This is a genomic window from Aquisphaera insulae (assembly GCF_011064615.1).
In the GTDB taxonomy this organism is placed as follows: domain Bacteria; phylum Planctomycetota; class Planctomycetia; order Isosphaerales; family Isosphaeraceae; genus Aquisphaera; species Aquisphaera insulae.
Window position 1 is genome coordinate 17,753 of the sequence record NZ_JAALJH010000079.1, and the last position, 25,356, is coordinate 43,108.

A 25,356-nucleotide genomic window follows, 5' to 3' on the forward strand; every position below is an offset into this window, starting at 1 on the left:
CTTAGGTTAAGCTGGGGATCTAGGATTCGAACCTAGACTAACTGATCCAGAGTCAGTCGTGCTACCGTTACACCAATCCCCAAAGGTAGGCGGTTGGCCAATCGTGGCCACACAGGTCATGGTACGAGGTTCGCCGGTTTCTTTCAAGGTCGAAGCGGCTGGTCGGAACTCGTCGCGGGGGTGTGGGTTCGGGCACGCCTGCTAGAGGCTGGGGTTGGAAAACTCCTGGAGCGGCAGGCGGACGGGGACCTGGTGGCGGGAGCTGCGGGCGACGGCTTCGGTGAATTGCATGTAGAGGCCGCCGGTCGCGAAGTCGGTGTGCGTCACGGGACGCTCTTCCCGGATCGCCGCGAGGAAGTCCTCCTCGACCCGCCAGCGGCCCCGTGATTCGGCCGGGATGGGCAGAGGTTTCAGGTCGGTCTCTCTCGACCGGGCGGCTCGGATCTCGTCCTGGAGCAGGTCGTAGACAATGGTCCCCTCGCTCCCGACCAGGGTGATCGTCATCGTCGGGTCGTGCCAGGAGACCCCGCTGATCCGGTAGACGCCCACCGAGCCCCCTTCCTGGGTCGTCAGGACCTGGATGCTGTCCGGCGTCCCGACCCGGGCGAGCTTCCCGAGCTCGGGGTCGAACCGACGCTCCACCAGCTTCGAGGCGTAGGCGAGGACTCGATCGGCGGGGGGAGCCACGCGCAGGACGGTCTCATACACGATCCCGAGCGTCAGCATGTTGAACCCGGAATAGCGCGTCATCTGACGCCAGCCCATCGGGGTCTCGGGATCGGCGAGCTCCCCATTGATGCTGTCCACCCGAAGCTCGCGGAGCTCGCCGAGGAAGCCGTCGTCGATGAGCGAGCGGATGAAGGACTCTCCGGTGAGCCCGTAGGGGCTGGGGACGATCATGGCGACGAGGCTCGGGTGCTCCTTCGACTTCTCGAGCATCCGCTGCGACTCGCGGGCGTTCATGGCCATCCGGGCCTGGGTCAGGACGTGCTTGCCCGCGTCCAGGGCCGCCAGCGTCACGGAGCAATGCAGGTAAGGCCAGGTGCCGATCAGGACCGCGTCGATCTCGGGGTCGGAGATCAGCTCTTCCCAGTTCGCATAGATCCGAGGGATGTCGAACTCGCGGGCCACCCGCGCCGAGGATTCGCGGTGACGATTGCAGACCCCGACGAGCCGCACCCCGGGCTGCTTCAGGAATCCGGGGATGTGCCTGGCGCGGACAACCTGGCCGGCCCCCACGATCCCGATACGTATCTGACCCTGCGCCATGATTCCGCCCGTCTCTTCGCGACGATCGGCGAAGTGCCTGCGGCTCAAGTGGAAGGGAGACCTGGCGGGCATCTCGCCGGGGACACTCGAGAGGTCCCCGTTGAGCGACCCTTCCGATTGTAGGATCTGCCCGTCCGGCATCCAAGGCGGTGGGCTCGACGACCTGTGCCTCGTCCCGGCCCGGCGGCGCGTGCGAGGCCCGCCTTATCGGCCCGGGAACCGGGTCGGCCCGTAGTAGGCGCCCGCATAGCCGCCGATGTAGAGAGGCTTGGTTCCCGGCACCGGATAGACGGGGCGCTGGACGACGTTCGTGGAGTCCGGAGGGGGGCCGCCGAATCGATCGGAGGCGCAGCCCGCCACGGAGCCGGCCAGGAAGCCGAGAATCAGAAAGGACTTGCGGCGAGAGACGTGTCGTCCTGAGGGCATCTTGGTCTGGACCTCCTGGTAGGCGGAGAAAGGCCGCGCGGTCGGAAATGGTATCGTCCGGGGAAACGCCGGGCGCCCCCGGATTCGCCGGATCGTGGGCCGATCCCGGGCGATCAATCCGCGTGACCGATCCATGCGGTCTAACCTCTAATCCTGAAGGGGGTTGTTCCGTGGCAGGCCGTCCGTCGGGGCGGCCGATTCGCGGCCCGGAATCGCGGGAAAAGCCTCAAGTTTTCCCCCCGAAATCGCGGTCGGGATTCCTTGCGCGATCGATTCAAGCCCGGCATCCGGCAGGGCCGATCGAAAGGCTGTCTCGGCGTTTCCCCAGGTGCCGGCCGCGGCACCGAGGCCGGGTCATTCGTCGTCCCGGCCTGGTGATCTCGAATGGGATTTTCGCCTCACTCGCTTGCCTCGGTCCGCATCCTGGGGCTCCTGGTGACAGCCCTTATGGTGGTGCTGGCCGGCGTGCGTGCGGGGACCGACACGAGCCATCCGACGGTTGCGGCGGTTCCGGTCGGGGATCGACTCGCCGAGCCGGTCCCGGTCGCGGTGAATCGAGGGCGGGCCAGCCTGGCCTGGGATGTGACGGGGCCGGGAGAGAAATCGCTCCTGGTCGTCTCGTCGCTGGCTCGTCGCCCCGGTCCCTTCCCGATCGAGCTCCGGGCGACGGCCCTGGCGACGCCGGGCTCGCGCCGGATCGAGCGGCCCGAGGCGCCCGTGCGTCGGCCGCCCCAACTGCGGGGTTATCGGGGGGAGCCGGTCGCGGAGCCCTTGAAGGGGACGCCTCCGCGGGAGCGTCGATTCCAGCTCATGATGCGCGACGGCGACGTCACGAACGCGAGCAACTACGGCGAGGTCCGGGGGGTCCTGCGGGCGGTTGGGAAGCGGGTCCAGGTCTACGTGGGGGCCGAGGAGGTGGCCACGGTCCGGCCCGACCTGCTCCAGGACATCGTCGAGACCTTCGACGATCGGATCTACCCCGTGGCCTCGAAGGCGACCGGGCTGGCGGATGACGTCGACGGCGACGGCCGGTTCACGGTGCTGGTCTCCGGCTGGCTCGGGCGGCTCGGGAATGGCCGGCACGCCGTGGACGGCTTCGTCCGGGTCTCCGACCTGGACCTCGCCTTCGCGCCGCCGTTCGGCAACCGCTGCGACATGATGTACGTGAATAGCGGGCTGACGGCCGGGCCCTACCTGAGGACGATCCTGGCTCACGAGTACATGCACGCCGTGGTCTTCGGGGGCAAGTCCAGGTCGGCCGGCCGGTCGAAGGAGCAATCCCCGGGCATCGAGGAGGAAGGGTGGCTCGACGAGGCGATCGCCCACCTGGCCGAGGACATGCACGCCTTCTCGCGGACGAACATCGACTATCGCGTGGCAGCCTACCTGGCCGGTCCGGAGCGTTACCAGCTCGTGGTGGGGGATTACTACGCGGCGGACCTGTTCCGGAGCCACGGGAATCGGGGCAGCACCTACCTGTTCCTGAGATGGTGTGCGGAGCGATTCGGTCGGGACCTGATCCCGACGCTGATCCAATCGCCGCTGTCGGGGACGGAGAACCTGGAGGCGGCGACCGGTTGCCGCTTCTCCGATCTCTACCGCGACTGGTCGGTCGAACTCTTCCTCGCCGGCCTTGGAGCGGGAGGGCGTGGGGTGAATGGAGGAGACGCCTCCTCGTCCGCGGACCAGGAGGAGTGGCAGCTCGGGGGGCCTCGCGCGTCGATCGTGGAGCCGGGAGGCGAGCCGCATCGATGGTCGACGGCCGGGACGAGCAGCCACTATGTCGTGCTCGATTCTCGCGCCTCGGGAGGAGTCGAGGTCGAGATCGAGGGGCCGGAGGAAGCGGACATTCAGGTGACCCTGGTGCCGCTCCCGAGCGGGCTCCCCTCGCTGCGGCTGGAGGCGGAGGTCTCCGCCTCCGCGGGCGGCGAACCCCAACTCCGCGGAGTTGTCCGCGAGCGGGACGGCCAGCCCCTGCGGCTGGTCGCGCTCTCCTGGGGGCCGCTGGTGCCGGCCGCGTCCCCGCGTGCCGTGGATGTCGCTCGCGGGCGGCTGGACATGCTCGGAATCGCGTCCACCTTCGGGTCGTCCGCCCTCGCCGGCCATGGCATCCTTCGTTCTCGCCCCGTGCCACTGGCCGGCGAGGTGGCATCGGCCGGCCCGATCGTCGTGCGGGCCGTGGGCGTCGATTCACGGGGCCGAAGGGTCTCGGCCTGGGCGGAGATACCGCCGCATCCCGAATCGGCCTCGGGCGAGCGGCTCCCGTTGGCCCGCAGCCCGAGATGATCGCCGGGGACGCCGCCTGAAGCTCCTTTTCATCGTCTTGCTACGTTTCCTTCCCCTCGCGGTCGGACTTGCCCGAACCGGGGCGCTTCCGGTATGATCCTATCGTCGGACTTGCCGGCTCTCTGCGGCGTCCAATCTGCGATGAAAGATCGATTCGAGACATATGCCCATCCTCTCCCACCCGGGCAGCCTCGATGATTTCCGGATTCTTCCGACGGGTGGCGGACCGCTGCGCCCATGAACATGAGTGACGACGTCTATCGATTCGCACCGCGGGGCCGGGCGGGGATCGTCGCCGGTCGCGATCCGTCTGACGACGAGAGGGGCGAGGTCGCCCGGCGCGGGGATTGACCACCCGCATTCACCTGGATGATCGCTATCCGTGAAGGAGCCCGCCGTCATGACGGCGGCGTGTCGCTGATGTCCGCTTCGAGCCTACGGCAGCCGGTCTCTGCGTCGGGAGAGGGGCTCGAGGACGACCTCGGGCACCTCGGCGAGATGATCGAGCACGCTGGCCATCTGCTGCCCGCGCAGGGCCCGATCACCGTCTTCATCCACCACAACACGCTGCACGCGTTCGAGGACCTGCCGTTCAACGAGGCCCTGAACCGGGCGTCGGAGATCTACGGCTGCGAGCCGTACCTGAGCGAGGATCGCTATCGCCAGGAGCTGCTCCGAGGGCGGATCCGGTTCGAGGACCTCCGCGAGGCGCTCGTCCAGGACCTGGGGGACGCCGCAAGCCGGGAGGTCCCCTGCTTCGGGACCAGGCTCGAGCTGCAGCTCGAGATGCTGGAGCATCCCCCTCGATTCGCGCCGACGGACGAGCTGGTCTGGTTCGTGGCGGAAGCCGACGGGCTCCGTCGCGTCCGCCAGGAGGTCTCGGCGGCGGACCGGGCGCTGCTCATCGCCGAGACCCGCCGCTGGGTGATTCGCGACCTGCGGACCTCGGCGGAGGCCGAGGACGACGCCCCATCGGTCGTGACGGCCCCGGCCGAGCCGCGGCGGCCCGGCGATCTGGAGGAGCTCCTGGAGCGCTTCGACGACTCGCGGATGGAGCACTGGAGCGAGTCCGAATGGGAGGGCTTCACGGTCCAGGCCCTCTGGAGGCTCTGCTGCGACGGAGTCCGCGACCTGCCCCTCTACCGGTCGGCCGCCCCCGAGCCGATCCGGCATCGCGACAAGCTCATGGTGGCGACCGGATTCGACGCCGACCGGCCGGTCAACGAGCTCCTGATCCGGTTCTGTGCCGCGTTCCTGGACCAGGGGATGGCCGGCTGGTCGATGCCCGGCCGCGACGAGGGGTTCTTCCGCTGTTTCTGCCGGCTCTACGGCCAGCCCTACGGCCCGCCGGACCGCTGGATGCGGGGACTGTCGGAAGAGCTGGCGAAGCTATCCGAGGCCGGAGTGACGCCGCTCGCCTCCATCCGCGAGTCGCTCCGGAAGCTCGGCGTCGGGCCGTCCCACTGGGAGCCGTTCATCTCGGCGACGTTGCTGGCGCTGCGGGGCTGGGCGGGGATGATCCGCGAGGTGGAGTCCCGCAGGGACCGGGTGGTCCATCCGATCCCGGCGGGGAGCCTGGTGGAATTCCTGGCGGTCCGCCTGATCCTGGACCGCTACGCGCTCGATTACACGGCGGCGGAGGCATTCGGCGAGCCCGTCGCCCTGGACGTCCTGCGCGAAGTCTGCCGGCTCCAGTTCCCCTGGCCTCCGAAGCCGAGCGTGGAGCAGCGTGCGTTCCTCGTCTTCCAGCTCGTCCAGCTCCGGGGATTGCCCCCAGACGTCCTGTATCGATTGACGCGAGAGCAATGGGGGGCGATGCTCCGGGAGATCGAGTCCTTCGGGAGCCTCGAGCGGCGGCGGGTGTATCATCTCGCCTACGAGCGGCGATTCTACACCCAGGCGGCCGACGCCGTGGCGCTCCACGTCCGCAGGCCGGCGCCGACGCCGGCCGAGCCACGGTTCCAGGCGATCTTCTGCCTCGACGAGCGCGAGGAGTCGATCCGGCGGCATCTCGAGGAGCTGCTGCCGGAGGTCCAGACGTTCGGGACGGCCGGCTACTTCGCGGTCCCGATGTACTATCGCGGGGCGACCGATGCCCATTTCATGCCGCTCTGCCCGGGGATGGTCCAGCCGCGAAACTGGGTCGTGGAGGACGTCGTCGGCGACAGCCGGAGGGTCCGCCAGCGGCTTCGCCGGGCGCTCGGGCTGGCGTCGTACCAGCTCCAGGTCGGCAGCCGCTCGCTGACCTTCGGTGCATTCCTGGCGACGCTCGTGGGGGTCCTCGCCTCGATCCCGCTGGTCGCCCGGACGCTCTTCCCCCGGACGACCTCTCGAGTGAGGCGTCGCTTCGGGCGGTTCGTCGACTCCGCGCCCTCGACTCGTCTCCGGCTGGAACGCGGCGGGTGCGACCCCGGGCCGGAGGGGGATGGGCTGGGCTTCACCGTGGAGGAGATGGCCGCGATCGCCGAGAAGGTCCTCCGCGAGATCGCCATGACGCGGTACGTCTCGCCGCTGGTCTTCGTGATCGGCCACGGATCCTCCACGATCAACAATCCCCACGAATCCGCCTACGATTGCGGGGCCTGCGGCGGGGCACGGGGCGGTCCCAATGCGCGGGCGTTCGCCCAGATCATGAACCACCCCGGGGTCCGGGAGATCCTCGCGGGGCGGGGGCTCGCCGTGCCGGCGGGGACGCATTTCGTGGGGGGGATGCACAACACGACGAACGAGTCGATGGCGTTCTACGACGCGGATCTCGTCCCGGAGTCGCTCGCGGACGAATTCCTGACCTTTCGTTCCCGGATCGAGGCCGCCGCCGCCCGCAACGCCCACGAGCGGAGCCGGCGGTTCGAGCTGGCGCCACTGTCGCTGACGTTCGAGGCGGCCCGCCAGCACGTGGAGGGCCGGGCCGAGGACCTCGCGCAGGTCCGGCCGGAGTGGGGGCACGCGACCAACGCCGTTTGCATCGTGGGCCGGCGCGAGTCGTCCCGGGGCCTCTACCTGGACCGTCGCGCCTTCCTGGCCTCGTACGACCCGCGCCAGGACGATGAGGATGGGACGATCCTGGCACGGATCCTGGGGGCGGTGTTCCCGGTCTGCGGCGGCATCAACCTGGAATACTACTTCTCCCACGTGGACAATTACGGCTGGGGCGCGGGGACGAAACTGCCGCACAACGTCTCGGCGATGCTCGGGGTCATGGAGGGTGCGGCCAGCGACCTGCGGACGGGCCTCCCCTGGCAGATGGTCGAGAGCCACGAGCCGGTGCGGCTGCTGTTCATCATAGAGACCACGCCGGCCGTGATGACCCGGATCATGGACCGGATGGAGGGCATCGGCCGGCTCTGCCGCAACCGCTGGGTCCGCCTGGCGCTGCTGGATCCCGTCAGCGGCGAGTTCGCATCCTATCAGGGGGGGGAGTTCCGGCCCTATAGCCCGCAGGCCGCGGGCTTGCCGTCGGCGGAGTCGTCGGTCCGCTGGTATCGGGGCTGGCGCGATCATCTCGAGTTCGCGGAGATCGGGCCTCGGGGTTGAGGCGGGGGAATCGAGGAGTCTGCCGGACATGCCGACCGTGGAGAAGGTCATGATTGGCCTGGGGGATGTCGTGATCGCGGCCCCCTTGCTGCTGGTGCTGATCCTCGGGATCAGCTCGCTGCTCGGGCGGGTGCTGAGCGAATCGACGACGACGCGGGTCCTTAAGGCCGGCACGGTCACGGGGCTGGTCGCGGCGCTGGCGAACCTTGGGCTGATGCTCTGGAGCGGCGTGCGGCACGTCCCGATCGAGGTCGGCGACTGGGTGGTCATACCGGGCCAGTACCACTTCGCGATCAAGTTCGTGTTCGACCGACTTTCGGTGCCGATGGCGATCCTGTCGTTCACCCTCTCCGGGACGATCGGCGCCTTCGCGAGCCGGTACATGCACCGGGACGAGGGGTACAACCGGTTCTTCGTGCTCTACACGACCTTCGTGCTGGGGATGGTGGTGACGTCGCTGGCCGGCACGATCGAGACCCTCTTCGCGGGGTGGGAGCTGGTCGGCCTCTCGTCGGCCCTGCTGGTGGCGTTCTTCCAGCACCGCCTGGGCCCGGCGCGGAACGGGCTCTGGGTCTGGATCATCTACCGGATCTCGGACGCGGCGCTGCTGCTCGCGGCGGTCGCGATGCATCACCTGCGCGGCGAGGGGGACTTCGACAAGCTCGTGGGTTCGGGGCTGTGGCCGGAGGTCGCGACGTCGCTCACCGGCCACCAGGCGTTCCTGGTCGGGATCCTCCTGCTGGTGGCGGCGTCCGGCAAGTCGGCCCTGGTCCCCTTCTCGGGATGGCTCCCGAGGGCGATGGAAGGGCCCACGCCATCGAGCGCCGTCTTCTACGGGGCGCTGTCGGTCCACCTCGGGGCGTTCCTGCTGCTGCGGGCCAGCCCCTTGCTGGACGCGAGCCCGCCGCTGGCCGCCCTCGTCGCGTTCCTGGGGCTGAACACCGCGGTCTTCGCCTACCTGGCCGGGAGCGTCCAGACCGACATCAAGTCGGCGCTCTCGTTCGCGTCCCTCTCGCAGGTGGGGATCATCGTCGCGGAGATCGGGCTCGGATTTCGCTATGTGGCCCTCGTTCACATCCTGGGCCACGCCTGCCTGCGGACGCTCCAGTTCGTACGAGCCCCGACGATCCTCCGCGATTACCACGCGATCGAGGACGCCATCGGCGGGCGGCTGCCGCGGAGGGCGGACTGGGGCGGGCCGCGGCGGGGCCGGCGAGACTGGCTCTATCGACTGGCGCTGGAGCGTGGATACCTGGATGCGATCCTCAGGGACTTCGTCGCGGTCCCGTTCGTGACCCTGATGCGTCGACTCGACGCGCTCGAGCGGCGCTGGACGGATTTCCTGGCGGGGGAGCGATCGCGCGAGTCTGAGGAGAAGAAGCCGCACTTCGGGGCGATCGAGGAGTCTTCATGAGCGTCCTGGAGCTTCCCTGGCTGGACATCACGATCAGCGCCTGCGTGGTCGGCTCGCTCGCCGTCGGCCGGGTGCGGGATCCCCATCGAGCCGCCCGCATCGGGCTCGGATTCACGGCGGCGGTCTTCGCCTTCAGCGTGCTGGCATGGCTGGGCTTCCACACCGGCGCGGATCCGGATGCGATCCGGGCCGCGAGCCTCCAGCCGCGGCTCTTCGGTAGAGACCTGCTGACGCTGGATGACCTGAGCGCGCCGCTGGTCCCGGCGGCGGCCCTGCTCCACTTCCTCACGGCGCTGGCAACCACGCGGGTCCGGATGCGGCGATTCTCGTTCGCGTGGTCGCTGGCCTCCGAGTCGATCCTCCTGGCCATGTTCAGTTGCAGGGCGTCCTGGCTGCTGGTGGGGCTGCTCTCGATCTGCACGGTCCCCCCCTACTTCGAGCTCCGGAATCGCCGCCGCCCGACGCGCGTCTACGTGGTGCACATGGCCCTGTTCGTGACGCTCCTGGTCCTGGGCTGGGCCGGGGTGGAGGCCAATCTCGGGGGGGCGCCGCCGATCTGGGCCGTGGTCATGCTGATGGCAGCGATCCTGGTCCGCAGCGGCACGGTCCCGGCGCATTGCTGGGTGACGGATTGGTTCGAACACGCCTCCTTCGGCGTGGCGATCCTCTTCGTCGCGCCGCTGGCCGGCGTCTACGCGGCGGTCCGGTTGGTGCTGCCGATCGCGCCGGCGTGGGTGCTCCAGGGCATCGGGATCGCCTCGCTCTTCACGGCCGCGTATGCGGCGGGGATGGCGGCCATCCAGCGCGACTGCCAGCGGATGTTCGCCAATCTCTTCCTGAGCCACGCGTCGCTCGTCCTGGTGGGGCTGGAGCTGCACACGGAGATGTCCCTCACCGCGTCGCTCTGCCTCTGGTTCAGCGTGATCCTGTCCCTGGGCGGGTTCGGGCTGACGATGCGGGCGCTCGAGTCGAGATACGGCCGCCTTCCGCTCATGAATCACCTGGGCATCTATGAGCACTCGCCGACGCTCGCGGTCTGCTTCCTGCTGACGGGGCTGGCCTGCGTGGGATTCCCCGGCACCGTCGGGTTCATCTCGGCCGAGCTGCTGGTGGACAGCGCCGTCGAGGCGAGCCCGTACGTGGGATTCGTCGTCGTCGCGGCGGCGGCGCTGAACGGCATCGCGGTGGTGCGGGCCTACCTGATCCTGTTCACCGGGGCGAAGCACCGATCGACGATCCCCCTGAAGATCGTGGAGCGGGAGCGATTCGCCCTGCTGACCCTTTCCGCCCTCATTCTCGGCGGAGGGATCTTCCCCCAGCCCGGCGTCACCACGCGACACGAGGCGGCCGTCGCCATCCTCAAGGAACGGAGGGAATACGTGGCCCCCGGCGCCGGCGAACACGACGGAGCCCCTCCTTCGGCCGGGCCGGAGAGGCGGGCGGGGGCGGCACCGGGCGGCATCGAACCTGGCCTCGCGTCGCCGATCTCCGGCCGCCCCATCCCGAGGGCGCCCGAGGGAGTCCTGCCCGTTTCACGTTCAAGGAGCTCGAACCGATGAGACTATTGCGAATCTCGGCGATCCTCGGCGTCGCGACCCTGGTCGTCGGCTTCCCGCTGCTCGCGGACGAGATCCGAGGCACCGTCAAATCGATCGATCGCGACAACTCGCGGATGGTCATCCATGACGAGAAGGCCCAGCGTGACGTGGTGGTCAACTTCAACAAGACCACGGCCCTGAAGTCCGGCGCCTCGGGGGTCTCCGAGCTGAAGGACGTGAAGCCCGGCTCGCGGGTCACGATCCTGGATTCGGTGACCGCCTCCCGGGTGACCGTCGAGGAGGGCACGCCCGCGGAGGCCGAGAAGCCCGAGGGCCGGTCGATGCTGGCCGAGTTCTGGAACAACTTCCGCCACAACCTCTTCAAGCCCCTCCTGCTCTTCTTCTACCTGGGCTTCCTGGTGCCGATCCTCCGCGTGCACTTCGAATTCCCGTACGTCATGTACCAGGCCCTGACGATCTACCTCCTGATCGCGATCGGCTGGCACGGGGGCGAGGAGCTGGCCCATCTCGATCCCGGACACCTCGGCTCGATCGTGGGATTCATGTTCCTCGGCTTCCTGACCAACGGCGTCATTGGGGTCCTCGCCTACCTGATCCTCCGGGCCGTGACCCGGATGAGGAGGGTCGATCAGGCGACCGTGGCGGGCTACTACGGCTCCGACTCGGCGGGCACGTTCGTGACCGCCCTTGGCGTGCTGACCACGGCCAACGTCGCCTACGCGGCCTACATGCCGGTCATGCTGGCCGTCATGGAAGTCCCCGGCTGTCTGGTGGCCCTCTTCCTCATCGCCAGGCTCCGGAGCCACGGCATGGACCCCCAGGGCAACATGCCCGACGAACCGGGCTACGACATAGGCTCCGCGCCGCTTCCGACCCATGCCGAGCCCGGTCCCCACGTCGCCACGAAGCGCGAACAGGACGTCGAATCCGAGGCCGAGCTGGCGCTCGAGAAGATGGAACATCCCGACGAAGAAGCGGGCGAGAATGGCGTCAGGAGCAAGCCCCCGCTGATCAGCGGCAAGCTGCTCCACGAGGTCTTCCTCAATACGGGCCTCTACCTGCTGTTCGGCGGCATCATCATCGGCCTCATCAGCGGGTTGCAGGGCCAGGCGGTCACCCGCGCCGACGACAGCTTTTTCGTCGACCTGTTCCAGGGCGTCCTCTGCCTCTTCCTGCTCGAGATGGGGATGACGGCCTCCCGGAAGTTGAAGGACCTGAAGACCGCGGGGCTGCCCTACGTCCTCTTTGGAATCCTGGCGCCGAACCTCTTCGCCACGATCGGGATCGTCGTCGCGCATGCCTACTCCTGGGCGACCGGGGTCCCCTTCGACCTCGGGACCTACGTCCTCTTCTCGGTCCTCTGCGGCGCGGCCTCCTACATCGCCGTCCCGGCGGTCCAGCGGCTGGCCATCCCCGAGGCGAGCCCCACGCTCCCCCTGGCCGCCTCACTGGGCCTCACGTTCTCGTACAACGTCACCATCGGGATCCCCGTCTACATGGAGATCGCCAAGGCGGTGACGCGGAACTTCCCCATCGCCTGAGGCGATGCCAGGACTCCGACCACCGGCGCTCTTCGCGGTGTGCCGGCTTGGGCGGCACGCCGTCTGCTAGGAAGTAGGCGTGGAACGACTCACGAATCACGAGATCCCGAGACCTGCATGAAGTCACACACCGAGTACCTCACCATCCATCACCCCGAGCGCGTGGGGTTCATCCACCTCACCCCTCGAATCGAGGAGATCGTCCGCAAGTCCGGGGTCCAGGAGGGGCTCCTCCTGGTTAACGCCATGCACATCACGGCATCCGTCTTCATCAATGACGACGAGCCCGGCCTGCACGAGGATTACAGGGACTGGCTCGAGGCGCTGGCACCGTTCGACGCCTCCCCCAAACGATACCGCCACAACCGGACGGGGGAGGACAACGCCGACGCCCACATGAAGCGGCAGATCATGGGCCGCGAAGTCGTCGTGGCCATCACGCGGGGGAAGCTCGATTTCGGCCCCTGGGAGCGGATCTTTTACGGCGAGTTCGACGGCCGGCGGCCCAAGCGGGTGCTCGTGAAGATCATCGGCGAGTGACCGGACGACCCGAGGCTGGCACTCGCACGAGGCGGCGAATCCTCCCGATTGAGCAGCAGGATCAGGCGCTCGGCGACGGATTTCGCCCAGAGGCGGCATCCCGCGCCGGAAAAATGGCCATCGCCCAGGCCGCCATTGAAGAGCGGGTTGGCCGTGACGGCGCCGGCGGATGCCTTCGGGCCGGTGGACAGCCGAAGCGTCTCGGCGGCGAAGGCCTCGATGGGATCGAGATAAGCGAGCGAGTCCACGTCGATGAGATCCGGGAGGCGTCCCGGGTAATGGCCCGTCCGACGAGGCCCCCGAAGCTGGTTGACCCAGGGGGCAGGGACGACCAGGCAGACGATCCCCCGGGTCCGGCAATAGTCGAGGATCTGCTCGATCCAGTACCGGCTTTCCTCCCAGTCTCCCCGGCCGTCGAGCACTTCGAACAGCTCGCCGAAATCGTTCGCGAAGAGGCTGAGGACGACGAATCGAGGCGGGAATCGCTCGGCCAGACTCCGGAGCGTGAAGAACTCCTGCTCCGGCGAGTACCCGAGGTGGCCCGTGTTCAGGATCTCGGCCCGTCGCTTGAGCGTCGCGGACAGCTCGCGTTTGAGGCATTCCACCGGGGTTTCGTCGTCGCCGACGAACAGTCCCTGCATGTAGGAGTCGCCGAGCACGATCCCCCGCAGATCGGCCGCAAGCTCCGGCTCCGGGCCCCGCAGGCCCCACGAACTGGTCGTCTGACGGGACGTCTTGACGAGCACGGCGCCGGCCGCCTGGACCAGCTCGTCAAGCTGCGGGCCGTCCGGAAGCGGAAAGTAGGCAAGGAGTCCGTCCTTGAGCTTGAGATTCCGGATCCAGACCGAACGGGTGAGGGGACGGAGCCGGTAGGATCGGCCGTCCTCGTCCGGCTCGAAGACCGTCGAGGGGAGATAGACGACCCGATCGAAATTCCCCCACCGCAGCAGTGCGTGGTCGGGATCGAGCCCGGCATAGTCGAGCAGGCGTCGCATTGCGGGGTCGTACTGATCGTAGGTTTTCCGCAATCGAATTCTTGCCTGTTCGACGTCATGTCGGCGCCTGCGGGCCCAATCCGCGTCGATCTCGGCGCGAGACGGTTTTCCGCCGACGGCCCGGATCGCCGCCCATCGGCCGCGCGAGGCGAGCCACGCGATCGCGTTGCGTCCGTGCGAGGAGCCGCCGATCGTCAGGACGACGAGCAGGGCCGTGGCCGCGAGGATGCCGGCCTTGAATCGGCGTGCGAGGCGTTGGGGACGCTCGATGAAGCGGAAGGTCCGCTGGTTCAATCGTCTCGACACGGCGTCAATTCCAGGCGTCTTACGAGCATCGCCAGTTTCGCCACTCGCTCGGGTTCCACGAACGACCGGCGGTCCCCCCCACCGCAGGCCGCCCCTCGGACGGCGACGATATCCGGCCTCAGGCAGGCGACGCCGGGGATCGCCGCGGCATCGAGGCCCCCGGCGACGGCGAGCCGCTTCCCGGTCGCGCGGACGCGTCGCGACCAGGCCACCAGCTCCGGGTCGATCCGAAGCGGGCATGCCTTGGACCAGGTGTCCAGGAGCAGGCCCGAAATCGCGTCGGACTCGGTCGCCGCCTCGAGGACCTCGTCCGGCGAGGGGGCTCCGGCGGATTTCCAATCGGCATAGGCGACGGCGATCCATGCCGGCCCGGCGTCTCCCAGTTGCTCGCGGACCTCGGCCCATTCCGCCCGCCAGCGCGGGCTGGACCCCGCCAGGCCGACCTTTCGGAAGGCCAGGCCGGGCCATGCATGGGGAGGCACGGCCGGAGGCGACGGGCCGATCCAGTCCGAGAGCTCGCCGAGGGCAACGCTCACGGGCACGGACCCTCCCAGGCCCTGTCGGACGGCGATCCAGTCGCGCCACGAGGACATGCCCAGCGGGCCCGCGTCGGGCTCCTTGACGTCGATGATCGAGGCCCCAGCTCGATGGGCCAGGGCCGCCTCGGCGGCCGAGCGGACGCTCACGAGCAGTTGCGCCATGTCGGTTGGTCGGCCATGTCTGTCAGGCGGCGGTGGGCTTCTCGGTCTCCGGGGCGATCGCCTGGGCGGCCGGCATCCGCCGGTAGGCACGCTCGACCAGGTAGCCGGCGCCGAAGACGACCGGGGCCACGACGAGATCGGCCAGGAACGAGTTGCGATAGAAGGGGATTGCCTTCCAGTACGAGTCCATCAGGCCGGCGAGGTCGCGCGTGTAGAGTCCCGGCAAGTCGATCCAGGAACCCAGGTTGCTCAGGACGAAGAAGATCAACGATCCGGCCACGGCCAGCCCGGGGACCAGGTAGAGGTCGGCCTTCGAGCGGCGCGTCAGGGTGCCGAGCAGGGGGATCAGGGCGAGGGCTGTGTAGTCCAGCAGCCGGGTTGCCTCGAAGAGGGGACGTCCGGTGCCATGGTCCAGGACGAGGTCGGATAGGCCCATCACCGCGACGGGGACAGCCCAGGCGAATCGCAACGGGAGGCAACTCCCGGCGAAGAGCGCCAGGGCCCCGATGGGGACGAAGTTCACCTGGTGAGTGGGATCGAGCCTCAGAGCGACCACGACGGCAGCCAGGGCAAGCGCAACAAGGATTCGCATCTCATTCTCCGAGCAGGATTTCGCGTGAGCTTCGGTGGTTTAGTTTATCGGCCGGACGGGCCGGCTTCAACAACGGGGACAAGCGGGGGCTCGGCGGCGAGCTCGCAATGGAGGATTCGGTCAAGGCGGAAGGCCTTCTCGAACCCGTCCTTCTGGCAGTGCGCCAGGACATAGGCCTCCCCCCCCTTGCGGACGTATCGTCGCGGGAGGATCTGTCGCGGGGCGCGGCCCTTGGTCCCTCCATCATACTCGATCCGGACGACGCATCGAGACTCGATCGCGAACGAGAGCAAGTCCCAGCCCAGGGGTGCCGCCGGCGTCTCCTCGACCGAATGGATCGGATAGGAGACCAGAGTCCCGGCCGGGCTGGCGGGGCCGTCCAGGACGAGCCAGAGATCCTTGACGCAGAGCGCGTCATCGAGCGCCCGATGCGACCTCCGGGGCGTGATGGCGAGGATCCGGACCAGGTCCTCGAGTCGGTGCCGGGGTAGCTCCGGCCGCCTTCGCCTGGCCAGCGGGAGCGTGTCAAGGACCCTGTGGCCCGGCGCGTCCAGTCGGGCACGGCGGAGCTCGGTGCCGAGGAACCCCGCGTCGAACCACGCGTTGTGGGCGACGAGGGCCGTGGTTCGATCATCGCCCAGGAAGTCGAGGAATTCCGGCAGGACCTCCCAGGCGCCGGGCGCGTCCGCGAGGTCGGCGTCGGAAATCCCGTGGATCGCCTGGGCCGCGGGGGCCATGGGCCGGCCGGGATTGACGAGCCGCTCGAACCGGCCGATCTCCTCCCCCGCCTCGGTGAAACGGACGGCGGCGATCTCGACGACGCGATCGATCCGCGCGAAGAGGCCGGTCGTTTCGAGGTCGAAGGCGATGTATTCGCGAGCCGGTCCGCTGGGTCTCATCGACCATCCCTCCTCAGTCTCCTCCGCCCGAAGAGCCGGCAAGGTCGCGAATCTCGACATCTCCGGCACCGGGCCGCTCAGAGATTATCCCGACTCGCCGCCGCGGTCGGCTATCCTTGAAGACACCATGGACGGAGCATTTCGCGATCTCCCAGGCGGCACACGCCGCCCTCTTCGGAAAGGACGGATCAGGATGCGCGTCGGACGCTGGCCGGGGAGGCTCCTGCTTCCCGCCCTCATCTTGACCTCGGCAGGCTGCCACGGGATCGGCTCCAAGAAGGCCGCGGCGCCTGAGACCACCCTCTCGGGCACGCTCGATTCCGGTGCGCCGGTCGTCGAGGCCCCGCCCGCCCAGTCGACCGGCTACGTGGATCGGCACCCGATCCTGTACAAGCCGAGAGACTACTGGGATGACGGGGGCAACAACAAGGTCGTCAAGGCGGCCAGGGCGACGTTCATCGGCGTACCCTCCGGGATCTACAACGAGATGAAGCAGATCGTCGTCGGGGCGCCCCCGGAGCCGGCCCGCTGATCGCGGGTCCGGACCCTGGCCCTGGCCCGGGCCCGGCTCACTTCACGTCGGGGATCACGCCGAGGGAGTTGAAGGACTTCCCCTCGAGCGACTCGAGGAAGGCGCCGCCGCCCGTCGAGACGTGGCTGACCTTCTCGGCGAGGCCGAACTTCTCGACGGCCTCCGCGGACTCGCCGCCGCCGACGGCCGTCACGGCCGGAGAATCCGCCATCGCCTGCGCGACGGCCTTCGTCCCCTTGGCGAAGGCTTCGACCTCGAACATCCCCATCGGGCCGTTCCAGACCACGGTGCCGGCGTCCTTGATGATCTTCGCATAGAGCTCGATCGTCTTCGGGCCGATGTCCATGCCGAACCAGCCGTCGGGGATCGTCGGGCCTTCCACGACCTTGATCTGGGCGTCGGCCGCCGGCTTGTCCGCGATCAGGTGATCCACGGGCAGGACGAGCTTGGAGCCGGCGAGCTCGAGGACATGCTTCGCCACGTCGAGCTTGTCCGCCTCCACCCTGCTGTTACCGACGGAGTGGCCCTGCGCCTTCAGGAAGGTGTAGGTCATCGCGCCGCCGACCAGGAGCTTGTCCACCTGCTTGAGCAGGTTCTCGATGACGAGGATCTTGTCGGACACCTTGGCTCCGCCCATCACCGCCACGTAGGGGCTCTTGGGGTTCGCCAGCAGGGTGTCCAGGATCTTCAGCTCCTTTTCGACGAGGAAGCCGATGCCCCGGTGGTCGGCCGGGAACTGCTCCGGGACCGCGACCATCGAGGCCTCGTCGCGATGGCAGGTGCCGAACGCGTCGTTCACGTAGGCATCCGCGAGCGAGGCCAGCTTCTTCGCGAACTCGGGGTCGCCCTTCTTCTCGCCCTTGTTGAAGCGGACGTTCTCGAGGACGAGGATCCCGCCCGGCTTCAGCTCCTTCGCGGCGGCCTCGGCCTCGGGGCCGACGGTGTCGTTCACCTTCTTCACGGGCCGGCCGATCAGCTCGGCGAGCTTGTCGGCCACCTTGTTCAATCGGAACGGCTCGTCCTTGGCCGGGTCGCCCGTCGGCCTGCCCAGGTGGCTGACCAGGATTAGGCTCCCGCCCCGGTCGAGGACGTCCTTGAGGGTCGGCAACGCGGCGCGGATGCGGCGGTCGTCGGCGACCTCGCCGTCCTTCGCCTGGGGCACGTTGAAGTCGACGCGGACGAGGACCTTCTTGCCCTTCACGTCGAGGTCTCGGACTGTCTGCTTGGACATGGGAACTCCCTGAAATGATGGCCCGTGCGCGTGAACAGATCCGGTCGGGGAGGCCCCGGCCGGATCCGTCGTGGTGGAGTCGGTTGTCGGGCGGCGCTCAGAGGGCGCCCAGCTTGCTGATGAGCTGCGCGGTCCGGCAGGAATAGCCCCACTCGTTGTCGTACCAGGCGATGACCTTGACCAGGTTCTCGATCACCAGGGTCTGGTCGGGCACGAAGATGCAGGAGTGCGGGTTGCCGACGATGTCGCTGGAGACGATCGGATCCGTGTTGTACTCGATGATGCCCTTCATGGGGCCGGCGGCGGCGGCCTTGATGGCGGCGTTGACCTCGTCCCTGGTGGCCGGCTTCTTGAGCACGGCGGTCAGGTCGGTCATCGACCCGTCGGGCACGGGGACCCGGACGGCGAAGCCGGTGAGCTTGCCGTTGAGCTCCGGGATGACCTCGCCGACGGCCTTGGCGGCGCCGGTCTTGGTCGGGATCACGTTGACGGCGGCCGCCCGCGAGCGGTAGACGTCCTCGTGGATCTGGTCGGCGACCCGCTGGTCGTTGGTGTAGGCGTGGATCGTGGTCATCAGGCCCTTCTCGATACCGAACGTATCGTTGAGGACCTTGGCCATGGGGGCCAGGCAGTTGGTCGTGCAGGACGCGTTGGAGACGATCTTCATCGACTTGTCGAGGATCTGATCGTTGACGCCCATCACCAGCGTGGCGTCCAGCTTGTCCTTGGCCGGGGCGCTGAGGATGACCTTGTCGGCGCCGGCGTCGATGTGCTTCTGGAGCTTCTCGCGGCTCGTGAAGAAGCCGGTGGACTCGAGGGCGACCTGGCAGCCCAGGTTCTTCCAGGGGAGATTGGCCGGGTCGCGCTCGGTGAGGATCGGGATCGTCTTGCCGTTGACGATGAGGGCCTTCTCGCCGGCCTCGACGGTGCCGTTGAACCGGCCGTGGACGCTATCGTACTTGAGCAGGACCGCCAGGTGCTTGGGGTCTGCGAGATCATTGATGGCGACCACCTCATAATCCGAGGGGTGCGCGGCCAGAACACGAAAGACGAGCCGACCGATACGACCAAACCCGTTGATACCAACACGAACTGCCATGACTGGACTCCTGGTTCTTTCTGCCATTTATCTGGCTGTTCGCGACCAGCACCACGACGCCCCCCGACCGCTTTCGACCCCGTGGCCGTCGCGATCTCCGCCGCACGAGTCGGCCTGGAGAGGACATGCATACGGCATCGCATTCATGGAATGGAGAGGACCCGCTCGGTCATCCGGCCGTCTGGTCGCATAGACAGATCAGACCGTATTTTCGGCCCGTTCGCAAGAGTCTGGGCCGTTGCCGCGGCGGCTTGCGGCCGCCGATCGTGGCTTCAAGACGTTCCGGATTCCCTAGATAAGGCGCCCCGTCCCGGTCCGAGAATCTCGGTTTTCCGATCGTACTCGCCCGGGCGTTCCGATCCTCGCGATTCGGAAGGAATTGGGACTGGGGCCGGTTCCCGGGGACGTCCTCGTATCCGACGGCGACGGCGATCCTCGACAGGCGTCGCGGTCGGCCCGTCCCGCTGGGTTGCCGCGGTGGATCACCTCCGCCAACCACCTCGGCTCTGGTCCGATCCTCGAAAGCGTGCCGCCTCCGCATCCCATCCCCGTGAAACGGCGTCCCGAGGCTTGACCGGAGGCTCGACGGCCGCCCGCCTACTCGCGAACCGTCCTCACCCATCGATCGGGGCGCGGTCGGAGAGCCAGGAGCAGTTTCCAGAAGGCGTAGACGGGCACATAGGCCAGGGACAGCGCATAGCGCCAGGGGAGCCCGAAGCAGAGGAAAGGACCCAGCGTCGTGGCGACGATCGCCACGGCCATCATGGCGCTCAGGATCGCGAGCGTGGCGACGATCCATACCGGCTGAGTGGTCCACATCACGACTGCGTTGGCGGCGAGCAGGGCGGCCATGAGGGGAAGGAGGATCATCATCGTGGGCATCCTGACCTCGATGAGGCAGGCAAGTTTCTCGAGCAGTCCCAGGCGATCGGAGCGGAGGATCGCGGCCGGCAAGCGTCGGGCGATCTCGCGGCGACCATGTTCCCAGCGCTGCCTCTGGTCCGCGGCGGCCTTCCCTCCCTGGCTGAGCATCAGGCCGCGAACGGCCGTATCGGGGCGGAACGCGATCGTCTCGCCGGCGAGCCGGACCTTCCAGGAGAACTCCATGTCCTCCACCAGGCCGTATGACGTCCACGGGACGCGCCGGAGCCCCTCGGTGGTCAGGCACATCCCATTGCCGCGAAAGCCCACGCTCTGCCCGAGCCTGGACAGTCCCAGCGGCGTCACGCCGTTGAAGAGCGCGAACGCATACGTCATCAGTCGGGTCCGCCACGAGGCATCCGGATTGGCCACCGTGTAATAGCACTGACCCCAGCGCCCCCCCGATCGGATCAGGTCCGCGAAGCTGCGCAGGATGTTCGGCTCCACGACCGTATCGGCGTCTACCAGGACCAGGGCGTCGAGCTGCTCGAACCGGCCCGACTCCTTGAGACGTTCGATCAGATACTCGATGGCGAAGCCCTTGCTCCGTTTCGTCTCGTGGGATCGCTCCACGACCGTCGCCCCGGCGTCGCGAGCGACCGACGCGGTCCTGTCCGTGCAGTTGTCCGCGATGACAAGCACCTCGAACAGGCCCGCGGGATAATCGATCGCGAGGCAACTGCTCACCGTCGTGCCGATGCCCCCCTCCTCATTGTGGGCCGGGATCATGACGAGGAACCGCTCCGCCGGCTGGACGGACGCGCCGCCGCGCCTTCCGCCCAGGACGGCGACGAGGCTCGTCAGCAACAGGAACGCGACGAACGGCAGGGCGGCCAGGTTGATCAGCAAGAGGGCGGCCACGAGCCACGCAGGCAAGCTCATTCAACGTGACCGCGGTCCGCGGCCCTCGAGAGACAGGGATTCCAGGAGGCACTCGTCGGGAGACATCGGTCGATAGGGTGGCGCCGGGGCGCCACTCGGCGAGCCGCTTCGACCGACGAGTTTATCAGACGGTCCTCTTCCTGTCCTCACTGCCATCGTCACGTTGATCGGGTGAGACGTGCCGATCGGAGCTCAGAACGAGTTGGCGGAGATTTCCGCGAGCGCCCCGATGAAGAGGTCGATTTCCGCGCGAGTCGTGAAGGGACCAGGACTCAGGCGCAGGGTCCCGTCCGGCGCGGTGCCGAGAGCCCGGTGAATGTAAGGCGCGCAGTGGAGACCCGGCCTCACGGCGATGTCGAAGCTCGTGTCCAGGATCGTGCCGATGTCCTGAGGAGTTATCCCTGCCGGGACGCGGAGCGAGAGCGCGCCCACGTGACGCGCCGGGTCCCAGCGGCCGGCAACCTGCCAGTCCTCGTTCCGATCTACCCAGTCCACGACCTCCTGGAGCAGCTCAACCTCGTGCGCCCGGAGCCGAGCCGGTCCCTGGTCGACGACCCAGGCGATGCCAGCCGCCAGGCCGGCGACGCCCAGGACGTTGGGCGTGCCCCCCTCGAAGAGGTAGGGCAACAACGTCGGCTGGACCTCGCTCGACGAGTCCCCGCCGGTGCCGCCCTCGCGCCAGGGGCGGAGCTTGCCGTCGGTCCGCGGTCCGACATAGAGGGCGCCGGTGCCGGTGGGACCGTAGAGGGCCTTGTGGCCCGGGAAGGCGATCAGGTCGATCGGCAGCTCGCGCAGGCTGATGGGCACCACGCCCGCCGACTGGGCCGCGTCCACGAGGAAGAGCGCACCGGCTTTTCGCACGGCGGTCGCGACCTCCTCGATCGGCTGGACGGTCCCCAGGACGTTGGAGGCGTGGGTCATGACGACCAGCGACGTCCCGTCCGTGATGGCGGCGGCGATGTCGCCGGCCCGGACGTACCCCTCCACCGAGGCGATCCGCGTGAGCCGGATGACGCCGGCCTTCTCGAGCGCCCGCAACGGCCTGCTGACGGAGTTGTGCTCGAGGTCGGTGGTGATCACGTGGTCGCCGGGGCGGACGAGCCCCTTGATGGCCAGGTTCAGCCCGTCGGTGCAATTCAGGGTGAGGATCCATCGCTCCGGCGCCTCGCCCTCGAAGAGCTGGTTGAGTTTGTGGCGGGCGTCGTCGAGTGTCCGCTCGGCCGCGATGGCCATGCGGTGGCCAGCTCGCCCGGGGTTCGCCAGGCTCGTCCGGGCGAAGCGATCGAGGGCCTGATAGACGGGCTCGGGCTTGGGGAAGCTGGTGGCGGCGTTGTCGAGGTAGATCATGATGGTTCCGATCAGCTCCCCACGAACTGGGCGTAGAGGGTGCGAGCCTTGGCGATGTCGTTGGTCCCCTTGATGATCGCGCGGCCGTCGGGGAAGACGGTGAACTCGTACCCCTCGGCGGCGAACCGGAGCATGAACGCGTTGTGCCGGACCTCGCCCAGAGGCTGGAGCCGGCGGGCCATCTCCGGGAAGTCGAGCGGCTCGGCCCGCCGGTTGGCGACCTGCACGGCATTGCGGCCGCAGAGGGTCGTCGTGTGCGAGCCTTGCTCGCCGTCCAGCCACTCGAACTTCCGATGCTTGCAGCAGGGACAGTCCACCTTGCCGAGCAGGCCGGCGATCCGGAGCTGGCGGAAGGTCCAGTCCCAGAGATCGACCATGATCAGGTCGCGATTGATGGCGTCGAGCTTGCCGGAGAGGATCTTGATCGCCTCGACCGACTCGAACGAGGCGATGACGGCGACCGCCGGGCCGAGCACGCCGGCCGTCTCGCAGGTCGGCGTCATGCCCGGCGGCGGCGCCGTCTCGATGACGCAGCGGAGGCACGGCGTCTGCCCCGGGATGATCGTCATCGTCTGCCCTTCGCTGCCGATCACGCCGCCGTAGACCCACGGCTTGTTCAGCTTCACCGCCGCGTCATTGATCAGATACCGGGTCTCGAAATTGTCGGTGCCGTCCAGGATCAGGTCGGCGTCCCCCACCAGCGAAAGGACGTTGGTGTGGTCCAGGTCGGTGACGACCGCCTCGATCTCGACCGAGCTGTTCACCGCCCGGAGCTTCCGCGCGGCGGCCTCCGCCTTGGGCAGGTTCTCGGCGACGTCCCGCTCGTCGAAGAGGATCTGGCGCTGGAGGTTGTGGGTCTCGATGAAGTCGCGGTCGATGATCCGGAGCCTGCCGACCCCGGCGCGGACCAGATGATTCGCCAGGACCGTGCCGAGCGCCCCGCAGCCGCAGAGCGTGACCCGGCTTCCCATCAGGGCGCGCTGGCCGGCCTCGCCCAGGGCGTGGAATCGGATCTGTCTCGAATAGCGGTCCAGCGGGTCGATCTCCGGCGCGGGCATCAGCAACTCCATGAAGGCGGGCGGGGAACTCAGGCGGAGCGAGGGTCGGGCGGGCGGTCAGCCGCCGGCGACCGCGGGGATGATGCTGACCTCGTCCTTCTCCGCCACGGGGGTGGCCAGGTCGTCGAGGTAGCGAATGTCCTCGTTGTTGACGTACACGTTCACGAACCGTCGCAGCTCGTCGCCGTCGAAGAGCCGGTCCTTCAGCCCGGGGTGCGTGGCCCCCAGGCTGTTGAGCACCTCGCCGACGGTCGTTCCCGCGGACTCGCAGCGATCGGATCCTCCGGCGTGGGGGCGAAGCGGGGTCGGGATGCGAACCAGGGGCATGGGATTGTCTCTCTTCGGATCGTATCGGGGCGGGGTGAATCGGGAGGGAGGCGTGTGCGTCGTGAACGATCAGACCGCGGCCAGCGCGGCCGTCTCCACCTTGATGTTCGTCCGCGAGCCCTCGACGAGCGATTCGAAGGCGTCCAGCGTGGGCTCGATGACGGCCGGCCGGGCCAGGCGGTCGATGAGGGCTTCCTGGGTCTTCAGGCCGTTGCCCGTGATGCAAAGGACCGTCGAGCCGTCGCGGTCGATCCGGCCCTGCTCGATGAGCTTGCGAGCCACGGCGACGGTCACGCCTCCCGCGGTCTCGGCCCAGATCCCCTCGGTCTCGGCCAGGAGCGTCATGCCCTCAACGATCGCGTCGTCGTCCACGTCCTCGCTCCAGCCGCCGGACTCGCGGAGCATCCGGGAGGCGAAGTAGCCGTCGGCGGGGTCGCCGATGGCCAGGCTCTTGGCGATGGTCTCCGGCCGGCGGATCGGCCGGACCTTGCTGGCGCCGGTCTTCACCGCGGCGGCGATCGGATTGCAGCCGGTCGCCTGGGCTCCGAACATCCGGGTGCGGGCCGGGGCTTCCAGGAGCCCGAGCTGATCCAGCTCGCGGAAGGCCTTGTGGATCTTGCCGATCAGGCTGCCGCCGGCCATCGGGGCGACGACGTGGTCGGGAGCGCGCCAGCCGAGGTCCTCGGCGATCTCGAAGCCCATCGACTTCGATCCCTCGGCATAGAACGGCCGGAGGTTGACGTTCACGAAGCCCCAGCCGTAGCGGAAGGCGATCTGGGAGCAGAGCCGGTTGACGTGATCGTAGTTCCCTTCCACGGCGATCACCGTGGCCCCGTAGATCGTCGCGCCCAGGACCTTGCCCTGCTCGAGGCCGTCCGGGATCAGCACGTAGGCCTCGAGCCCGGCCGCCGCGGCGTTCGCGGCCACGCTGCCGGCGAGGTTGCCCGTCGAGGCACAGCCGACCGTGCGGAATCCCAGCTCCACGGCCTTCGAAAGGGCCACGGCCACGACCCGGTCCTTGAACGAGAGCGAGGGGTGATTAACCGCGTCGTTCTTGAGGTAGAGCTCGCGAACTCCCAGGGCCTTCGCCAGCCGGTCCGCCCGGATCAGCGGCGTACAGCCGACGTGCCGCCCGACGGTCGGCTCGCCGTCGAGGGGGAGGAGCTCGCGATACCTCCACATGGTCCGGGGCCGCGCGGCGATCGCCCGGCGGGTCAGGGTCCGGGCGACGGCCTCATAGTCGTAGGTGACCTCCAGCGGCCCGAAGTCCTCGGTGCAGAAGTTGAGGGCTTCCTTGGGGTAGCGCTTGCCGCAGAGGCGACACTGGAGACCGGTCACGAGATCCGAGGCCATCGCAAGGTTCCCCTTCGTGCAATGAGGCGTCTTGGGCAACCGCGGCAGGGCCCGCGGTCGATCCGGGCGACTCATCCAGAGGGGCGGATGGACCAGGTTGGCGACAGAGTGTGGTGGAGCGGTGACGCGCCGGGGGGGCGGTTCGCTCTGACCATCTTATCTGTCCCTTGTCGCGGCCGGCACGATCCCGTCTCTTCGACCGGATCGCGGCCTCGCCGCGCTGGGCAGGAGTTAGCACCAGCGTCCACCATCGGTGGACCGGTTGCTGTGGCGTCACAGGGCCTTTCCCTCAGCCACTCTGGATAAGATGCGCGCCGAATTGTGAGATGGAAGTGTATGCCGGTGGCCTTCCGCCCGTCAAGGGGGCGTCGCGCGAGTCTCTGCGCCGTTCGACAAGACGACACCGGGGAAGACGAAGGCTTCGGGACAATTCCCCGCCGCCTCCGAGACCTCCAGCGTCCCCGCCTCGATCTCGCGGGCCCGATGTCCGTGCGCGGTTCAGGTGTGCTTGCGATAAACGAGGATGTCCTGGGAACTCGTCTAA

Annotated in this window: 20 protein-coding genes, 1 tRNA gene and 1 riboswitch; of the genes, 7 read left to right on the forward strand and 14 right to left on the reverse strand. The window is 68.3% G+C overall.

Translation table 11 applies throughout. The features are described from left to right. Positions 1-11: 11 nt before the first annotated feature. From G6O54_RS28880 to G6O54_RS28890, 3 genes are all read right to left on the reverse strand, one after another. Positions 12-82: transfer RNA gene (locus G6O54_RS28880), tRNA-Gln, on the reverse strand. Positions 83-201: 119 nt separating this feature from the next. After that, positions 202-1,269: a Gfo/Idh/MocA family protein gene (locus tag G6O54_RS28885; protein WP_165231416.1), complete on the reverse strand. Its 1,068-nt coding sequence runs from the start codon at positions 1,267-1,269 to the stop codon at positions 202-204. Between the two features lie 204 nt (positions 1,270-1,473). Continuing rightward, positions 1,474-1,695 (reverse strand): hypothetical protein, encoded by a 222-nt coding sequence (locus G6O54_RS28890; protein ID WP_165231419.1) that lies wholly within the window; start codon positions 1,693-1,695, stop codon positions 1,474-1,476. 384 nt (positions 1,696-2,079) lie between these two features. Here G6O54_RS28890 and G6O54_RS28895 point away from each other — a divergent pair, with 384 nt between their 5' ends. The 6 genes from G6O54_RS28895 to G6O54_RS28920 all read left to right on the forward strand — a co-directional run bounded on the left by G6O54_RS28895 (position 2,080) and on the right by G6O54_RS28920 (position 12,569). Further along, entirely contained in the window at positions 2,080-3,981 is a 1,902-nt protein-coding gene (locus G6O54_RS28895) for a hypothetical protein (RefSeq protein ID WP_165231422.1), read from the forward strand. A gap of 420 nt (positions 3,982-4,401) precedes the next feature. Then, entirely contained in the window at positions 4,402-7,515 is a 3,114-nt protein-coding gene (locus G6O54_RS28900) for a DUF2309 domain-containing protein (protein WP_165231425.1), read from the forward strand. A gap of 28 nt (positions 7,516-7,543) precedes the next feature. Further along, a complete protein-coding gene (locus G6O54_RS28905) occupies positions 7,544-8,929 on the forward strand; it encodes a proton-conducting transporter transmembrane domain-containing protein (protein ID WP_165231428.1) in 1,386 nt (461 codons plus the stop codon). Then, positions 8,926-10,488, forward strand: a complete 1,563-nt coding sequence (locus tag G6O54_RS28910) for a proton-conducting transporter transmembrane domain-containing protein (protein ID WP_165231431.1) — start codon at positions 8,926-8,928, stop codon at positions 10,486-10,488. Before G6O54_RS28905 ends, G6O54_RS28910 begins: the two co-directional genes overlap by 4 nt. Positions 10,489-10,808: 320 nt before the next feature. Then, complete coding sequence (locus G6O54_RS28915) at positions 10,809-12,029, forward strand: sodium-dependent bicarbonate transport family permease (protein WP_165231473.1); 1,221 nt, start codon at positions 10,809-10,811, stop codon at positions 12,027-12,029. A 117-nt stretch (positions 12,030-12,146) separates the two neighbouring features. Further along, the gene (locus G6O54_RS28920) at positions 12,147-12,569 is read left to right on the forward strand and encodes a secondary thiamine-phosphate synthase enzyme YjbQ (protein WP_165231434.1); all 423 of its coding nucleotides are present in this window, start codon (positions 12,147-12,149) and stop codon (positions 12,567-12,569) included. On the opposite strand, the gene G6O54_RS28925 is transcribed toward G6O54_RS28920, so the two are convergent. The 4 genes from G6O54_RS28925 to G6O54_RS28940 are packed head-to-tail and all read right to left on the reverse strand — an operon-like array spanning position 12,509 to position 16,062. Beyond that, a complete protein-coding gene (locus G6O54_RS28925) occupies positions 12,509-13,870 on the reverse strand; it encodes an SGNH/GDSL hydrolase family protein (RefSeq protein WP_165231437.1) in 1,362 nt (453 codons plus the stop codon). The two genes, G6O54_RS28920 and G6O54_RS28925, sit on opposite strands and share 61 nt — an antisense overlap. Then, entirely contained in the window at positions 13,855-14,571 is a 717-nt protein-coding gene (locus tag G6O54_RS28930; RefSeq protein WP_165231440.1) for a (5-formylfuran-3-yl)methyl phosphate synthase, read from the reverse strand. The genes G6O54_RS28925 and G6O54_RS28930 overlap by 16 nt, the downstream gene beginning before the upstream one ends. A 22-nt stretch (positions 14,572-14,593) precedes the next feature. Next, entirely contained in the window at positions 14,594-15,163 is a 570-nt protein-coding gene (locus G6O54_RS28935; RefSeq protein WP_165231443.1) for a DUF6580 family putative transport protein, read from the reverse strand. Positions 15,164-15,207: 44 nt separating this feature from the next. After that, entirely contained in the window at positions 15,208-16,062 is an 855-nt protein-coding gene (locus tag G6O54_RS28940; RefSeq protein WP_165231446.1) for an exonuclease domain-containing protein, read from the reverse strand. 193 nt (positions 16,063-16,255) lie between these two features. Between G6O54_RS28940 and G6O54_RS28945 the strand changes: the two genes are divergently transcribed. Then, complete coding sequence (locus tag G6O54_RS28945) at positions 16,256-16,594, forward strand: hypothetical protein (protein ID WP_165231449.1); 339 nt, start codon at positions 16,256-16,258, stop codon at positions 16,592-16,594. Between the two features lie 37 nt (positions 16,595-16,631). On the opposite strand, the gene G6O54_RS28950 is transcribed toward G6O54_RS28945, so the two are convergent. The 7 genes from G6O54_RS28950 to thrC form a co-directional block, all read right to left on the reverse strand. After that, positions 16,632-17,825 carry a phosphoglycerate kinase gene (locus G6O54_RS28950; RefSeq protein ID WP_165231452.1) on the reverse strand — a complete coding sequence of 398 codons (1,194 nt, stop codon included), beginning with the start codon at positions 17,823-17,825 and terminating at the stop codon, positions 16,632-16,634. Between the two features lie 97 nt (positions 17,826-17,922). Continuing rightward, the gene (gap, locus tag G6O54_RS28955) at positions 17,923-18,924 is read right to left on the reverse strand and encodes a type I glyceraldehyde-3-phosphate dehydrogenase (RefSeq protein ID WP_165231455.1); all 1,002 of its coding nucleotides are present in this window, start codon (positions 18,922-18,924) and stop codon (positions 17,923-17,925) included. A 597-nt stretch (positions 18,925-19,521) separates the two neighbouring features. Then, positions 19,522-20,727: a glycosyltransferase family 2 protein gene (locus tag G6O54_RS28960; RefSeq protein ID WP_165231458.1), complete on the reverse strand. Its 1,206-nt coding sequence runs from the start codon at positions 20,725-20,727 to the stop codon at positions 19,522-19,524. A gap of 192 nt (positions 20,728-20,919) precedes the next feature. Next, positions 20,920-22,074, reverse strand: coding sequence for an aminotransferase class V-fold PLP-dependent enzyme (locus G6O54_RS28965; protein ID WP_165231461.1), 1,155 nt, complete (start codon positions 22,072-22,074; stop codon positions 20,920-20,922). Positions 22,075-22,085: 11 nt separating this feature from the next. Continuing rightward, positions 22,086-23,132, reverse strand: coding sequence for a ThiF family adenylyltransferase (locus G6O54_RS28970; protein WP_165231464.1), 1,047 nt, complete (start codon positions 23,130-23,132; stop codon positions 22,086-22,088). 57 nt (positions 23,133-23,189) lie between these two features. Further along, positions 23,190-23,459 (reverse strand): ubiquitin-like small modifier protein 1, encoded by a 270-nt coding sequence (locus G6O54_RS28975; protein WP_165231467.1) that lies wholly within the window; start codon positions 23,457-23,459, stop codon positions 23,190-23,192. 69 nt (positions 23,460-23,528) lie between these two features. Beyond that, the gene (thrC, locus tag G6O54_RS28980) at positions 23,529-24,812 is read right to left on the reverse strand and encodes a threonine synthase (RefSeq protein ID WP_165231470.1); all 1,284 of its coding nucleotides are present in this window, start codon (positions 24,810-24,812) and stop codon (positions 23,529-23,531) included. A 184-nt stretch (positions 24,813-24,996) separates the two neighbouring features. Next, positions 24,997-25,121, reverse strand: a riboswitch (SAM riboswitch). Between the last annotated feature and the right edge of the window lie 235 nt (positions 25,122-25,356).